The organism is Cloacibacillus sp., assembly GCA_036655895.1.
Lineage (GTDB): Bacteria > Synergistota > Synergistia > Synergistales > Synergistaceae > JAVVPF01.
The window spans coordinates 1-14,465 of sequence record JAVVPF010000014.1 but is presented as its reverse complement, the minus strand read 5'-3'; the positions used below and the strand labels follow the sequence as shown (position 1 = coordinate 14,465).

At 48.1% G+C, this 14,465-nt stretch carries 14 protein-coding genes; 4 read left to right on the top strand and 10 right to left on the bottom strand.

Annotation, left to right across the window (positions count from 1 at the left end; genetic code table 11):
• Positions 1 to 286: 286 nt before the first annotated feature.
• The 9 genes from RRY12_05950 to RRY12_05910 form a co-directional block, all read right to left on the bottom strand.
• The gene (locus RRY12_05950; GenBank protein ID MEG2184200.1) at positions 287 to 1,237 is read right to left on the bottom strand and encodes an AEC family transporter; all 951 of its coding nucleotides are present in this window, start codon (positions 1,235 to 1,237) and stop codon (positions 287 to 289) included.
• Between the two features lie 90 nt (positions 1,238 to 1,327).
• Complete coding sequence (locus RRY12_05945; GenBank protein MEG2184199.1) at positions 1,328 to 2,071, bottom strand: SDR family NAD(P)-dependent oxidoreductase; 744 nt, start codon at positions 2,069 to 2,071, stop codon at positions 1,328 to 1,330.
• A 38-nt stretch (positions 2,072 to 2,109) separates the two neighbouring features.
• A complete protein-coding gene (locus RRY12_05940; protein ID MEG2184198.1) occupies positions 2,110 to 3,402 on the bottom strand; it encodes a TRAP transporter large permease in 1,293 nt (430 codons plus the stop codon).
• A gap of 1 nt (position 3,403) precedes the next feature.
• Positions 3,404 to 3,946 carry a TRAP transporter small permease gene (locus RRY12_05935; protein MEG2184197.1) on the bottom strand — a complete coding sequence of 181 codons (543 nt, stop codon included), beginning with the start codon at positions 3,944 to 3,946 and terminating at the stop codon, positions 3,404 to 3,406.
• Positions 3,947 to 4,053: 107 nt separating this feature from the next.
• Entirely contained in the window at positions 4,054 to 5,109 is a 1,056-nt protein-coding gene (locus RRY12_05930; protein MEG2184196.1) for a TRAP transporter substrate-binding protein, read from the bottom strand.
• 65 nt (positions 5,110 to 5,174) lie between these two features.
• Positions 5,175 to 5,942 (bottom strand): SDR family NAD(P)-dependent oxidoreductase, encoded by a 768-nt coding sequence (locus RRY12_05925; protein MEG2184195.1) that lies wholly within the window; start codon positions 5,940 to 5,942, stop codon positions 5,175 to 5,177.
• Positions 5,943 to 5,979: 37 nt separating this feature from the next.
• Complete coding sequence (locus tag RRY12_05920) at positions 5,980 to 6,804, bottom strand: TIM barrel protein (GenBank protein ID MEG2184194.1); 825 nt, start codon at positions 6,802 to 6,804, stop codon at positions 5,980 to 5,982.
• Between the two features lie 405 nt (positions 6,805 to 7,209).
• A complete protein-coding gene (locus RRY12_05915; protein ID MEG2184193.1) occupies positions 7,210 to 7,893 on the bottom strand; it encodes a GntR family transcriptional regulator in 684 nt (227 codons plus the stop codon).
• A 160-nt stretch (positions 7,894 to 8,053) separates the two neighbouring features.
• A complete protein-coding gene (locus RRY12_05910) occupies positions 8,054 to 8,881 on the bottom strand; it encodes a sugar phosphate isomerase/epimerase (GenBank protein ID MEG2184192.1) in 828 nt (275 codons plus the stop codon).
• Between the two features lie 135 nt (positions 8,882 to 9,016).
• Between RRY12_05910 and RRY12_05905 the strand changes: the two genes are divergently transcribed.
• Entirely contained in the window at positions 9,017 to 9,949 is a 933-nt protein-coding gene (locus RRY12_05905) for a hydroxymethylglutaryl-CoA lyase (GenBank protein MEG2184191.1), read from the top strand.
• Between the two features lie 96 nt (positions 9,950 to 10,045).
• Here RRY12_05905 and RRY12_05900 read toward each other — a convergent pair whose 3' ends face one another.
• Positions 10,046 to 10,789 (bottom strand): IclR family transcriptional regulator, encoded by a 744-nt coding sequence (locus tag RRY12_05900; GenBank protein ID MEG2184190.1) that lies wholly within the window; start codon positions 10,787 to 10,789, stop codon positions 10,046 to 10,048.
• Between the two features lie 195 nt (positions 10,790 to 10,984).
• Between RRY12_05900 and RRY12_05895 the strand changes: the two genes are divergently transcribed.
• The 3 genes from RRY12_05895 to RRY12_05885 form a co-directional block, all read left to right on the top strand.
• Positions 10,985 to 11,965 carry a hypothetical protein gene (locus tag RRY12_05895; protein ID MEG2184189.1) on the top strand — a complete coding sequence of 327 codons (981 nt, stop codon included), beginning with the start codon at positions 10,985 to 10,987 and terminating at the stop codon, positions 11,963 to 11,965.
• Positions 11,966 to 12,031: 66 nt separating this feature from the next.
• On the top strand, positions 12,032 to 13,255 hold the full coding sequence (locus tag RRY12_05890) for a sugar diacid recognition domain-containing protein (protein ID MEG2184188.1): 1,224 nt from the start codon (positions 12,032 to 12,034) through the stop codon (positions 13,253 to 13,255).
• Positions 13,256 to 13,377: 122 nt separating this feature from the next.
• Positions 13,378 to 14,465 (top strand): glycerate kinase (locus RRY12_05885; protein ID MEG2184187.1); only part of this gene is annotated, 1,088 nt, incomplete at its 3' end.

Below are 14,465 nucleotides of genomic sequence, written 5' to 3'. Positions count from 1 at the left end.
ACACATATAATTCCGCTAAACGGAATATATTATCATTTAACGCAATAACTATAGAATAATCATTAATGAGTTGGTTGTCAAGATGCCATTTAATAGAAAATTTTTCTAATACGTGGAAATACACCGGCATTGAAAAGTGAGCGCTATTCTCGGCAATCTGTCGGTGAGGAGGCGACTGCAACGATTGGTAAAGTTATGGACATTTAGGTTAGAATGATTTTCCCTCGTCACTCAGTGTGCACTCATAATGTAACTAGGAGAGCCCTCCTTACTCTCACGCGAAATATCAAATTCCTAGTAATGTGATCCATATAGGGATAGTTACGGCGGACAAGAGCGTGGTAATCACAGTTATTTCCGCAGCTCTATCGCCGTTCAGCCCTATCCCTCTCGCCAGAATAAATAAAGTCACGGCAGTGGGAGTGGCGGTCACCAATACAGCCACATTTCTAAGAGATGCCTCAATGCCAAAGATTATCATACAAAAATAAAGCAGCCCCGGATGTATGAAGAGCCTCGTCGCCACCTCCCTCCAGCAGGTGAATAAAGTTTTTTTAGCATGGCTGATATCTATAGAAGCTCCAAGCGTAAGCAACGCCAACCCTGTAGCAGCATTGCCTATCATTTCGAGTGATTTATCGGCTGCGGTGGGAAGCTTGCTCAAACCACAAAAAGTGAGAACAATTCCTCCAAGCGGCGCCATCACCATTGGATTTTTTAATATCGCCTTAAGGGCTCGCGTGACAAATTCTTTGAAATTTCTGCCACGCGCAAGTATCAGCTCACTTGATAGAGGGGAAAGTAAATTGTAGAGCGGCATAGCGATCGCCACATAAAGAGAAAGCATAGGTATAGCCTCATTCCCAAATACAGCCTGCACGGTGGGAAGCCCCACGTATATGGTATTGGGCCTCATCGAAGCTGCTGTAGTAAGGGCCAGATCCTTGGCATCGCGGCACCGAAAGAGATATTTTTCGCTCACGTAGGCAAAGAGCATAGTAATGAAGGCGGCTGATATTACGGCGGCAAAAAACAACATATGTTCAGAGAAGCCGTCTTTTATCAGGAAGGCATTACGAAAAAGAAGAGACGGAGAGATGATCCAAAACAGAAGCTTCGACAAGGTCGAAACATCTTCTTTAGTTATGAACTTTTTTTGGGATAATATATTTCCGGCTGCTAGCACTATTGCCAGTGGAAATATGAGAACAACGCCGCGAATAAAAGCTGATACCATTTTTTCCTCCAAGTACTCGGGGCGGGAGACCGCAGTGTTATCACGAGGCCGCCCGCCTTCCAACAGAATATTGAATTTCAAAATGGCAGGTTAAATAAACGCTCCACCGTTGACATCCAACACTTCGCCTGTGGTCCAAGCGGCCTCGTCGCTTGCCAGATACATGATGGCGTAAGCGATTTCATCCATCTCGCCAACACGGCCGAGAGGTATATTCTTAATAAGTCCGTCTATCAAATGCTGCTCCATACCAAAAAACATGCGGCCCTTCAGCGGACCAGGCGCCACAACATTGGCGGTCACGGTCCACGGGGCAAGTTCTTTTGCGAGTGTTTGCGTCAGCCCGACAATACCGGCCTTCGCCGCTGCGTAGTTGACCCCTACACCGGGGCGCCCAGTGCGACCTCCTATTGAAGAAATATTTACTATACGTCCGTATTTGTGTTCTTTCATGCTGGGAGTGACGGCTTTACAGGCGTTGAATATTCCAGTGAGGTTTATATCAATAACATCTTGCCATTCCCGCACGGTAAGGACGTCAATTGGTTTATGTATCAAGATCCCCGCGCAATTAACCAAAATATCTATGCGTCCAAATTCTTTCAACACTTCGTCAATAGCAAAACGCAGTGCTTCGTAGTCTCTAACGTCCGCAATGAAAGTCCTGAGTGTACCTTTATTATCTAGATATTGGGGCTGCACCCTGTCAAAAGCCTTTTGGTCATAATCAATGAGGGCAACGGAAGCTCCTTCTTCTATAAATTTCAGCGCGGTAGTGGTTGCAATGTCTGAAGCACCGCCGATAAATACTGCTATTTTGTCTTTTAATCTCATGGATTTCATATCTCCTTCAAATTTTTGCTATGCTGACGTTACATGCCCAGTAGTTTCAGACTAAGCTGAGGGACGTAAGTGATAACCAGGAGCGCCACAGAGAATGCCACAATGAATGGTATGGCGGGCTTGGCTACCAACATCGGCTTTTCTTTGATCAAACTGCTGGCGACAAACAAATCCAGTCCGAATGGCGGCGTTGAGAGTCCGATTGCCAGGTTCGTTACCATGATCACGCCGAAATGAACGGGATTTACACCAACTTCTACAACAAGTGGCAGCAGGATGGGCGCCATGATGAGAATGGCGGGGCCTGTGTCCATTACCATGCCAAGGAAATAGAATATGACCACTATTACAAGAAGCACCTGCCACTGGGCTGTAAAATAGGTGAGGATGAAGTTGGAGAACATCATCGGCGCTTTTATCAGTGCAAGCATACGTCCAAAAGCGGTGGCAAAGGCAAGTAAAAAACAAAGAGGCGCATAGGTTCTAACAGCGCTGCCGAAGAAGCCCCACAGCTCCCTATAGTGTATCGATTTATATACGAAAAGCGCAATAAAAAGAGCGTAGAAAATAGAGATACAGGCCGCCTCTGTAGGAGTCACAATACCGCTGTATATCCCTCCAAGAATGATGACCGGGGAGAGAAAAGCCCAGAAGCTCTCTTTAAAAAGTTCAAAAAAACCTTTCTCATGCAGTTTATTGTAGTTTGCCATGATTTTTTCTTTATCTTCTCCGTGTATGGTACAGTAGACCACGGCATACAGCATCAGACAGATGCCAATGAATATCCCTGGCAATACACCAGCAAGGAACAGAGCTCCCGTGGATACCCCGGTAGCCAGTGAATAGAGAACAAAGGGGATACTGGGAGGAATAATTACGCCAAGTCCGCCAGCCACCGCTACCATGGCAGCACAGAAACGTTTGTCATATCCCAGGGAAATAAGCAGCGGTATGGTCATGCCACCGACAGCCGCTGTTGTCGCCGGGCCGGAACCTGAGATTGCGCCGTAAAAGAGACAGGTAAGTATCACCGCTATCGGCATACCAGCTCTGCGTTTTCCTATAAAAAATGCAAAAACGTTGAATAATTTTTCAGATATACCGCCCTCGGCCATCAAAACGCCGCCCAGAATAAAAAGGGGTATGGCGATTATGGGGGTGGAATCGGCTCCGCTGAAGGTGTTCTGTATAAGGGTAGTGATGCTACTGGCTCCCGGCGCGCCTGAAAGTAGTGGAACCAGCGTACTGATGATCATTGAGACGGCAATGGGCACGCTAAAAGCAAGAAATGCTAGAAATACGAAAAATACTAAAGCAGCCATGTTATATTCCTTCCTTTTTCATTGTATCCTGCATTTGCTCTGTAATCAAAAGATGCTCGCTTTTGCGGCCGCGCATCTCGCCTAAAAGCTCTATTATCAGCTGCAGTGTTCTAAAAACGCTGAGTGAAAATCCGATACAAACGACGCTGTAAACCAGATACATCGGAATCCGGAGCGCAGGAGAGACTCGGCCGCTTAAGACCAACGAGGTGTAAACTTTAAAAGAATAAAATGTAAAGATGGTATAGATCACCAAGCTCAAAGCTTGAATGCATATATCAAGGATCTGCTTTGCCTTCGGCGGCAGCATATCGGCTATAACATCAACACGTAGCATATTCCTAAGATATATTGTGTAGCTTAAGCTGAAAAACACCGTCCAGATCCACATGTACCGACTGATTTCCTCAGGCCAGGTAAGCGGCGTATTGAAAACGTAGCGCATAATAACCTGTAAGAACATTGTGCAGGAAATACCGATCATGAGGAGTATGAGAACTGTTTCTTCAAAATGTCTGTCAAGCCAGCGAAGAACCTTTAACATTACCTTCACTCCTTAGATTATTTTTATAAAAGAGGCCGGAAACACCGCGTGCCTGTTTCTGGCCTCTTACAAGATTGGAGCAGCGGATAGGTTTTTACTTATCGCGGTTATTTCTTTTTTGAATTTGCTTCGAGTTCTTTTATCATTAAATCAACTGTCTGGTTGCCGGCTATTTTACGAATGCTGTCCCACTGCGGTTTGACCGATTTGCGGAAATCGCCAAATGCGTTGTTGTCATAGTTGATAATAGTCATACCACGCTTGAGGAGTTCTTTTTTGGATTTCTCCGCAAGCTGCGGCATTGAATTTCCGATTTCAGTTCTCGCTTTTTTGACTGCCATTTCGAGCGCTTCTTTATATTCTTTGGGCATCGCGTCATAAAATTTCTTGTTCATGATGATATGCATGACATAGAGATTATGATGCGTTGCGCAGAGATATTTTTGCACTTCGTTAAAATTATTGGAGAGGACGATGTCGTACGGGTTTTCCTGAGCTTCAACAAGTTTCTGCTGCAGAGAAAGATACAGTTCTCCTATGGTTATCGGGGTAGGAGCTGTGCCCATTGCCTTCCATCCAACGACAAAGTTGTTGCTGGGCAGCGTCCTTATCTTCATTCCCTTGAAATTTGCAGGGCCATCGAGTTTTCTGTTAGAGGTCGTTTCACGAAAGGTTGCTCCCTGCATGTAGCCCAGGAGCTGAAAGCCCGCCTTGTTATACTTTTCCTGGAGAAACTTATTCACCGGACCTGTGTTCAGCGTTTTATCGATCGTATTTTTATCATAGGTGGAGAACATAAAGAGCATATCAAAAACTGACGCCTCCGGTATAAAGTCCACGATGGAATATACCTGTTCCGAACTTAAGTTTATGCTGCCGTCTTGAAGCTGCTGCGCCGTCTCCTGGGCTGTTCCAAGCTGCGCGGCTGGCATGACCTCAACTTTCAGCTTTCCACCAGTCTCTTTTTCCGCATATTTTTTAATCAGATCGGCCATAAGGGCGTTTGCTTCCGTCTTTGGCGACGTGTGGGGATAGACCAAGGTTATCGGCTTAAGTTTGGCATATTTGGCGGCATCCGCCATAGCCATGTTCCCGGAAGAGAAGAATGCGGCCGCCATTACAGCGATAAACAGTAAAAAAGAGTACATCTTATGCGATTTCATAGTATTAGTTCCTCCTCAAGATTTATTAAAGATTTTATTTAAAATGGAGCTGTTACACTATCGTGTTACCTGATGAGCCAGCCGCCTGTGATAAGCGTGGTTTCTCCGGTAATATATGACGATTTATCGGACGCGTAAAACACGAAAAAGTCCGCGACCTCTTCGGGGGTTCCAAAACGCTTTGCGGGAATGTCGTTCAAATTGCGCTGGTTATAATATTCATTGTTGGTGCTGGACATCGCCGTTGCAATACGCCCGGGAGCTGCAGCGTTCACCGTAATGTTATATTCCGCAAGCTCATAGGCCATTGAACGCGTCAAAGAAATTATTCCTGCCTTAGACGCCGAATAACATGCTGCGGCTGGGCCGTGCTCGCTTCCAGTAAGCCCTACGATTGAAGACATGTTGATTATTTTCCCGTAGCTCTGATTGATCATATATTTGCTCACTAGGCGGGATACATAAAAAACAGAATTCAAATTTACATTCATTACTTCGTTCCATGTATCTATCTCAAGTTCATAAAACGGGATCTTGAATCCGCCTGGTTTCTTGGGGGAAATACCGGCAATGTTAGCCAAAATATCTATTCTTCCCAGAAACTTAGCAGACCTCTCTACTGCAACCTCAACCTCCTTAGGATCGGACACATCGCAGCATATCGGGCAGGCGTTTACTCCAAACGCTTTAGCCTCCTCGACGACTGTCAGATTTTTTTCAGCATTGCGTCCATAAATTACGACGTCTGCGCCTTCTTTGGCATAAGCCAGCGTAATCGCCCGACCAATACCGGCATTGCCGCCGCTGATAATTGCCTTCTTTCCTTCAAGCATCCTTGTCACAAAAATCACCTCCTGCCTATAGCATGACTTAATTTATGCCGTGCTGTTTAAAATAGTCTTTTGCTGTTGCCAGCGTCCTGCGAACATGTTCAAAAGCCCCTATTTGGCTCACTCTTTCTAAGTGGGGCATTTCAGGGCACAATACGACGTCATCATTTAGGAGGCGAACTATCGACGCAATGTCTATGGCGCCTTCTCCAATGTACAAACGTTCGGCCCTGCCGGTATGGACCAGACTTTCTTTATCTGTGGGGATCTTTTTGCCCGCGTCACAGACATGAACTGTTTTAAAAAGATATTTAGGCGCGGCTTTCAATTCATCTAAAGAGACGTGAGAGCGATAAAAATGAAGCGTGTCAAGAAGTATCCGTGCGTTTTGCTTATTTGACGTGCGTACCAGATCCAGCGCCGCCTTTAAATCTTTTACCTCGGCCCATGTAACAAATTCCAAATTTACATCCATGCCATATTTTGCGGCCAAATCGCATAACTGGCCGAATTTTTCTTCATAAAAGCAAGGATCTGGACTCCATATATTTGTGATGACATCGGTAACGCCAAGCTCCGCCGCAGCCTCAAGATGGGGTTCGTATTTTTTTATATCGGTGGTTCCGGGATCAATCTTCGCAAGCTCTATGTCGTTTATTTTGATTCCCGTATCCGACAGCGCCTGTTTTGTAAGTTTAAAAAGTTGATTGTTTTTTGAAAGATCATGGCTTATCTCCCCTGCTAGCCCCTGGCTTATGGTGCGTAGGCTCACACGGTCAAAACCTATCGCGTGTGCGTTATAAATCATTTCCGGCGGAGTCCATTGAAGCCAGGTTAAATGCGCCACTGAATATTTTCTAGTCACGTTTGTGCCTCCTAAACTTTGAGTTTTTATATTACCACATAGTATCAGCGATGGTTCTAATTTTAATACAAATTATTTCGTCAGGCAGTAAAAATATCTGAACTTCGGAATCTAAGCTTAAGATATAAGCTTACTTAAGGCTTGTCAAGAAGCCCAAGTTCAAATAATTTTTCGTACTGCGAAAAAAACAATATGAAGATTGGTATTTTTTGGGCAGTCTAGTTTTTATATAAATACCATTAAAACCATAACGTTTTATTTAACTTCATATAAAATTTCATAAAGCATAGGTAAAGGCGCTTAAACAATAAAGTTTAAGCGCCTAAAATTAAAAATATTATTTTATATTCGATATAACAATGCCTAATACTATGGCATTGATGTTTGTTCATAATTTAATACCAATTACGATAAATTTTGATTGTTATGGTAGGTCTCTACTATAAGATTACAGTGCTTCGATATACATTCCAACGCCTTCTCAAGGTCTGCTCTCCAAAACGCCTCTATCAGTATCCGGTGTTCCTCCATAATATCCTTAGGCGCTCTGCGCTTTCGCACAGATTGCACAACCAGCCTTGTCATATCGTCGCATATCTTTTCCCATAAAGGGCCGAGTTTTGTTACGCCCATAAACTCTACGATGGTGGAATGGAATTCCATATCCTTTTCCATAAACTCTACGGGGCGATCCTGCAACAGTTCCATTGCATCAGCAATAGCTACTAGCTGTCCCGCAAGTACCTGCGGTCTTTTTGTAGTTATGATTTTTTTTACTATAAACGGTTCTATCATCTCACGAAGTAAAAATAATTGATATTCGTCATCTGAGTTTACCTCGGAAACGACGACTCCTTTATGTTCGCGCCACAATACCCACCCTTCCAACGAAAGACGTTTCAGGGCATCTCGTATGGGCGTCCGGCTCACACCCATTTCCTCCGCCAGGACCCTGTCGATCAGAGCATTTCCTGGAGCAAGTTCACCGGTAACAATCTTTTTTTTGATTGCATCATATACGTAGTTCGAAAGGCTTTCTGATTTTTTCTCAGTTTTATCGGAAGGTTTTTTTCCGTCAGGCCTGTACAAGATTACGCCCCCTCAGAATACGTTGTCAACATCTATATGCCCAAGATGCCGCATGTTTTCGGGTTCCTTATCATTCCTAGGAAGCAATTATACCCCATAACAAGAGGTTTTTAGATACAAACACACGATCGGGCGCCATGAATGCATCTGTACCGCAAGTCTATTCCGCGCCGGCTGCTTTCAAATATCTTTTCGCCGTGGTAAGGCATCTGCGTGCATGTTCTGTACTGCCGTATTCGGCTGAACGCGCTAGGTGCGGGAGCTCTATTGATAGGACTGTGTCGGGACGCAGCGATTTTACCATGTCGGCTATGTTTATTGTGCCTTCACCTACGTAGTATCTTGCATCGCGGCCGGTGTAGATGAGCGCCTCTTTGTCGGTGCGCGCGGGAATCTCGGCGGGGCCGTCGCAAATGTGGGCCATGTCGAAGAGTTCTTTTGGGCACGCTGCAATGTCGGCCGTGCTTACGCCGGAGCGCCACGCATGGAGCGTGTCTATCATGAGCCGCGCGTTAGGCCGCTCTACGACGGCAAGCAGCTCAAGCGCGCCTTTGAGGTCCCATATACCCGCCCACGTTACAAATTCTAGATTCACAGTGAGTCCGTATTTCGCAGCAATGTCACAAAGACGCGCAAACTGCTCAGTATAATATTTTTTATCCTCCGTCCAAACGCTGCTCAGCACTCCCTGCGCACCAAGCGACGCGCCGGATTCAAGCGCGGCCTCGTAGCTTGCCACATCCACTCCATCGACTACGCGGGCAAGCTCTATATCGTGGATACCGATGCCAGTTTCGCCGATTGCCCGCATCAGCGCGTTGTAGCGCTCTCCGCCTATTGGTATGCTGAAGTCCCGTTCGCCCTTGACACCCATATTGATGTTGCGGATGCTGATGTAGTCATAGCCAATAAGCGCCGCGTTGTACGCCATTTCTACAGGAGACCAGCCAAGTACCGTAAGGTGCGCGAGAGAAAATTTATGTGCCATTACAATTCCTCCTATGTGCGTTTATGTTTTCCATTACATGAAATATAATATCACTTGACAGAACATAATTACAAGAGTAATCTTTTATTATCTTGATAGAAATTATAAATCGCCAGATTGGAGTGTCATAAAAAGATGGAATGGCCTGAAAAAATAATTTTCTGCGAGGTGGGGCCACGCGACGGCCTTCAAAACGAACCGACAATGCTCAGCGTTGAGCAGAAGGTAGAGCTTATAAACGGCGCTGCCGAGGCGGGCGTACCTATAATCGAGGTGGGTTCTTTTGTACATCCAAAGGCTGTGCCGCAGATGGCGGACACCGATGCGGTGGCGCGGAGTATAAAGCGGCTGCCCGGCGTGGAGTATCGCTGCCTCGTTGCAAATAAAAAGGGCGCGGAACGCGCCATTGCCGCCGGCATCACGAAGGTGAAACTGACGCTCTCCGCAAGCGAGTCACACGCACGTGCAAATTTAAAAAAATCCATCGCAGAGCTGTTGGACGGCTTTCGAGAATGCGCGGCTTTCGCGCGAGAAAACGGCGCAGGGGTCTCCGGCGCGATTTCCACAACTTTCGGCTGTCCGTTTGAGGGAAAGATAAAAAAGGAACAGGTGGCGGAGATTGCGGAAAAATTCTGCGAACTTGGCATTACAGAACTTTCGATGTCTGACACGACCGGGATGGCAAATCCACGCCAAGTCTACGATACGGCTTCATACTTGCGCGAACGTTTCCCCGATGTGCGCTGGTTCCTGCATCTGCACAACACGCGCGGTATGGCTCTTGCAAACGTCATAGCTGGGCTTCAGGCTGGGATCGTGCGTTATGACGCTTCTATGGCCGGACTTGGGGGATGCCCCTTCGCCCCCGGCGCTTCTGGTAACTCGGCATCGGAGGATATGCTCCACATGCTCTGCGAGATGGGGATAGATACGGGAATCGATCTGGATAAGATGATCGTTCTCGCGAAAAAGCTTGAGCACTGGGTAGGACACCGCACCGACAGCGCTATCCTACGCGCAGGAAAGGTCTCAGAGCTGACGGCGCTCTCCGCCACGAAAAAACAGTAGACGCCGCGCACCGTTTATTAATAATCTAACAGATAAACGCCCACTCTCCCGGAAAAATCTGGAACGCCAAATACATACGGCGTTCCAGTTGTTATATTATATCTGAGTGGAGATTTCGCGGCACATTTTCTGCATCGCGGGCACAAGAGAAAGCGCCGTCTCCTCCGTGAAGCGCTGCGCTGGCCCTGCTATGGATAGTGAGAATTCAAGGCCCCCTTGACGGTTCATGATAGGAACTGCAACTGAGAGTATCCCTTCTTCGCGATCGCCGTGGCTCACCGAATATCCCAGCGTGCGCACGTCGGCCAGGCTTCGGCGCAGCTTGTCAGGCTCAAAGAGCGTTGTATGCGTTATCTGATGCGCCTTTGCCACTTCGCGTTCTATCGCCTCTTCCCCTAGGAAGGCAAGCAATGCGCGCCCACCGGCTCCGGCCCAAAGCGGAAGCTTGTCTCCGACCCGCATTACGCACTGCATTGAAAGCAGGCTTTCTACATGTTCAAAGCAGACGCGGTCCTCGCCTACGACACCGTAGAGTGAAACGGCCTCTTTCGTTTCATCGCGCAGCTGTTTCATGTACGGATAAATTACCTGCTGCGGGCGGAAGTTGACCTTCGCTATGCTTCCTAGGATATACAGCTGGTTTCCCAACGAATAGGAACGGTCGCTGTGGCGGTGCAGCATGTTCAGGCTTTCAAGCGTGTTCGCAAGCCGCAGCGTCGTAGTAACGGGCAGCCCGATGCGCACGGCAAGCTCGCTGAGCGTCAGTTTATAATCGTCGCGGGAGAACGCCTGGAGAATGGAAAATGCACGGTCCACCGATCTTACAGAGATTTCTTTCATATTGGCCTCCAATCCAAGCCTTTTCAATAGACGGAATTTTATTTCATTTGCCCGACAATAATAAGGCATTCACGGGAAGTTTGCAACAGTCGTGTGCGACGCAGGCGCGGTGCTTTCGCAGTTTGCGCGTAGGAGGTAAAATCTAAGTGCGAAGGCGCGCCACGCCTTTAGCTGCAAATCCTGGGAGGGAGCTTAATGAAAAAAAGCCTGCATCCGCCAACATCTTTTTTTACCGGCCGGCTTGCGTTGCTTGCGGCGGCGGCTCTTGTTTTTATAATAATTTCCGTACAGGCGGAGGCCTCTTCGCTTCGCATAGCCTTTGGCCAATGGAGAGGCAAAGAGAGCTCTGTCGGTTATTATGAAAACGGCGCCTCGCACACGCTCATAAAACGAAACGCCGCTGACCCTGAAATTTCGCCAAACGGCGATCAGATAGCTTTCACGCTCTATGGGGAAAACGGCAGCCGAACGATAGCGCTCTGCTCCATCCCCAACGGTAAAATCACTCGGCTTCGCGTAAGCGGAGGGAACAGTTACGGCCCGCGCTGGTCTACAGACGGAAAGAGCCTGCTCTATTCAAAATACGTGGGTGGGAAACGTTGGCTGGCCGCCATATATGACATAGCTTCGGGACGTGAAAAAATCATAACTCCTGGAAAAGGCGGCGTGCCCGCGCCAAATGATCTTTTCTCTCCCTTTTTTTCGGCGGACGGAAAATCGTTCTGGGCGCAGGACATGACGAACCTCTACCAATTCAGCCTGGACGGAGCACAATTGACCGTGGTCCCGCTTGATCCTCTTTTTGCCAAAGAAAAAATCCTTGGCGGAAGCGATATACACTTCACACAGTCGACGGACGGCGAAAACATCATCTTCGCGGTGCAGATAGGGGAGACTCACTGCCGCACATGTCAAAACCCCGACTGCCGCTCCGGGGTATTCGTTTACAATATAAAGACCGGAAAGCTGACAAACATCCCGCTAAAAACTATCTGCGTACAGCGCGCTTCATGGCTTGCCGGAAGCACGGACGAACTGCTGTTCGTCCTCCATTCAGCGGTACAAAAACGAACCGCGTCTTCGAACATAAACGATATCTGCATATATTCCATAAAGGCTGGGAAAATAATTTCAACGCCAGTCAAGAACGCTTACGACGCCAGTTCCAGCAGGTAAAAAGGGCTTGCGCATATAAAATATATGGTATCATTTAGCATGGTCAAACATGGAAGAAGGGACAGCATGCTGAAAAAATACGCACAAGAAATTTCCGAATATCTAAGCTCGCTGATGGGACGCAGCATCATCATCACAGACATAAGCGGGATAATAATAGGCGCGCCGGCGAAGGAACGGATAGGCACGCTGCACCGTCCCTCCGTGCCTTGTATCAAATATAAAAAGATAAGCTTTGACGACGAAGAGACGGCAAAGACTATGGGCGTATGGTACCCTGGCAGCACCGTCCCCATCTTTTACAACGGACGCGTAATCGGCACGGCGGCGATAGCGGGGCCGCCCGAGGTCGTGCTTGAATTTACGATGCTCGTGAAAAACCAGATAGAGAGCATCCTGCGCGAAAAAATAAACTCTCCGTCGCTTACCTCGCCTCAGAAAAAGATAAACGAGCTTGTGCATGAGATAAGTCTCTTTGACCCCTCAGCTAACGAACATGAGCCTCTCATAAAAAAGGCGGCGCAGCTTGGGATAAACCTTGACGCCCCCAGGGCTGTCATGTCTATATTCTTTTCCAATTTCAGAGGATTGCAGCTCGACAAAAACCCGATGAAAATATCCTACGACAGTTACTCAGACCCCATCGCCGACGAAATAGACTATTCCTCAATGCACGGAAGAGTCATCGAAATACTGCGTGAGAAGTTCCCCGATCCGCAAAACATCATAGCAAGCGCCTCGCGCGACCGCTTTGTGGTCATCCGCGCCGTGGAATGCCCCGACGAAAAGAACCAGCAGGAGGACGAAGAGACGGTGACGGCGACTGGCAAAGAAATATATAAAAAATTAAAAGAGGCCTCCATAGAGACGATAATAGGCCTCGGCCATCAGGCGCGCACTCTCTACGAACTGCCCTCAGCCTATAAGAACGCGTGGGACGTAGTTAAAATAGCTGAAAAACTCTCCCTTGCGCCCGGCGTCTATCACCACAGCGGCTTTATGCTTTGCGACATGCTGCTTTCTCTAAAGCCGAATTATTCGATGAGGTCGATAGAAAAAAGGATAGCGGAGGCGCTGCGCGACGACGAAGCAAACGAACTTATCGAGACGTTCATGGTCTACTGCGAATCTTTTTTCAGCAAGCAGCTGGCCGCGGAAAAGCTGCACCTGCACCGCAACACGCTCTCCTATCGTCTCCAAAAGCTGGAAGAGCGTCTGGGCCTGCGCTTTGACGACTTCCCGCAAGTGAACGCCTACTATCTGGCACTCAAACGCATCAAGCTAATATAAACCGACGCCATGACTTTCCCCCAAAAGAAGCTACGATCATATTTGTCAGGCGTCTTTAAAAACATTCAGGAGGCGGTAGAAATGTTCAGCATAAGAGAGTCTACTAGTGAGGACTAACTAAAATGAAAAAATTCCTTCTGATACCCGATTCCTTCAAGGGAACGATGAGCTCGCTGGAAATATGCGAGATAATGACAGGCGCGATAAAAAAGCATCTCCCTGAAGCCTCAGTGAAGGCGATCCCGGTCGCCGACGGCGGAGAGGGCAGTGTTGACGCTTTTCTTTCCTCAATGGGAGGAAAAAAGAAATATATTAAGGTGCACGGGCCAAACTTTGAAGAGGTCGAAGCTTTTTACGGCCTTATACAAGACGGAAGGACCGCCATAATCGAAATGGCAGCCTGCGCTGGACTGCCTCTTTCCGGCGAAAACTGCGACGCTATGCGCACCACAACCTACGGTGTTGGCGAGCTGATTCTCGACGCCGCACGCAGCGGATGCAGCCGCGTCATCATGGGACTGGGCGGCAGCGCCACAAACGACGCCGGATGCGGTGCGGCCGCCGCGGTCGGCGTTTTATTTTCGGACGCGGATGGAAAGAGCTTCGTACCAGTTGGAGGCACTCTTGCAAAAATCGCACGCGTGGACCTTTCTCAGATGGCGCCGGAGCTAAAAGATTTAAAAATAACGACGATGTGCGACATCGACAACCCTCTCTACGGAGAAACAGGCGCCGCCTATGTATTTGGCCCGCAAAAAGGCGCGACGGCACAGACGCTGCCTCTGCTTGACGCCGGCCTGCGCAGCTTTGCGTCGGTGGTGAAAAAAGAGCTTGGCGCTGACTGCGCGGAGATGCCGGGCGCGGGCGCAGCCGGGGGCATGGGGTATGGAATGCGCACGCTCTTTGGATCGGAACTGAAAATGGGAATAGAAACCGTGCTTGACACAGTGGGCTTTGACGAACTGGCAAAAGAAGCGGATATCGTATTCACCGGAGAAGGTAAGATAGACGGACAGAGCCTGCGCGGGAAGGTCGTCATAGGAGTGGCGCGACGCGCTAAAAAACAGGGCACGCCGGTTATAGCAGTCGTAGGCGATATCGCAAACGGCATCGAAACCGTCTACAACGAGGGCGTTTCGGCCATATTCAGCATCAACAGAGTCGCTGTTTCCTACCAACAGGCAAAGCCGCGCGCCAAAGACGACCTTCG